A 1,408-nucleotide genomic window follows, 5' to 3' on the forward strand; every position below is an offset into this window, starting at 1 on the left:
TTACAGAATCGCTGCGGGAAGGCCCGCCTCCTTCAGGGGGCGGGATGAAAGCGGCGAGATTTGTTGCCAAAGTCACCGCACAGTGCTAAAATTAGACCATGAAGCGCACCAACACGGTCCGGGTGGTCCCGACAAAAAACCAAGAACAACTCCTGGAAGTCCTGGCCGACCGGTCGGCGGCTCTCTGGAACACCGTCCAGCACCGCTGCCGGCAAGCGTTCTTCAAGAAGGAACCTCTGCCTTCCTACGCGAAACTGTGCGCGGAGTTCAAAGACCACCCCGCGTACAAAGCCCTGCCCGCCCACGTGGGACAGGAGATCATCAAGAAAGCACGGACGGCTTGGAATTCCTTCTTCGCCTGCTTGCGGCTCTTCCGGTCCGGCAAGCTGGCCAAAGCACCGCGCATCCCAGGCTACTGGAAAGACCGCAAGACCGGAAAACGGAAAGCCAAAGTGATTCCGGTCAAAGCCGCCACATCGTACTCCCTGGATTCCAAACACCTTTCCCTAACCCTGCCCGCCGACATGCGGAACGGCCAACGGCTGGTCTTGCAAACCAAGGGCGTCCTGCGGTTCACCGGCGCTCCCAAAACCTTGGAGCTGAAGCGCGATCCGGTCAGGAAACGCTGGTACGCCCGCCAGGTGGTGGATGTGCCGGAGCCGGCCAGGCTTCCAAAGCCGGAAAAACACGCCGCGCTGGACCTGGGCGCCAGGACGCTTGTTGCTTTGGCCATCCAAGGGCTGAGCCAGCAGATTCTGTTCTCCGGGCGCGAAGTCTGGAAGGACTTCCTGTACTGGACGAAACAGATCGCCAAGGAGCAAGCAAGGCTGGCCCAGGACGGAAGAAAGACTTCCCGAAAGCTCCGGCGGCTTTATCAAATGCGGGCCGGAAGGCTCAAACACGCATTGACCGCTCTGGCCGCGGAGATCGCCAGGGTTCTCAAGCGGCACGGCGTGACGGTCCTGCACATCGAAGACCTGGCCGGCATCCGGGACGGCATGGGCTTCGGGCCAAGAAATCTTTTGGTCCACAACTTCTGGGCCTTCGGGATGATCCGGAACCTGATCGTCCAAGCATGTGGACGCATCGGAATCAAAGTCCGGGCGGACGCGCCAAAAGATTCTTTGGTTTGCGCCGTGTGCGAAGGCGCTCTCCGGCGGCGCCCCAGGCACAAGGTTTTTTGCAAAAAGTGCGGGGCAGTTTGGCACTCCGACGCCAACGCCGCCGCATATTCTTTGGGCTCCTCGAAGGAGCGCGGGGCGGAGGCCGCCCCAGGCAAGCCGCTGGCCCTGCGGTGGAACAAACACCGCTGGACCAGCCGCGCCGAATCCCCTGCTTGCAGGGACCGGAAGGCGGCTTAGCCGCCCGAAGGAATCCCATCCCCTTTAGGGGATTGGGAGGAAGTCAA

The 1,408-nt window shown here is 61.3% G+C and carries 1 protein-coding gene; it reads left to right on the top strand.

What is annotated here, in order from left to right; all coding sequences use genetic code 11:
• Positions 1 to 98: 98 nt before the first annotated feature.
• A complete protein-coding gene (locus tag AB1467_07480; protein ID MEW6296096.1) occupies positions 99 to 1,361 on the top strand; it encodes a transposase in 1,263 nt (420 codons plus the stop codon).
• The last annotated feature ends 47 nt before the right edge of the window (positions 1,362 to 1,408 follow it).

The organism is Candidatus Diapherotrites archaeon (genome assembly GCA_040755695.1).
GTDB lineage: Archaea > Iainarchaeota > Iainarchaeia > Iainarchaeales > 1-14-0-10-31-34 > JBFMAK01.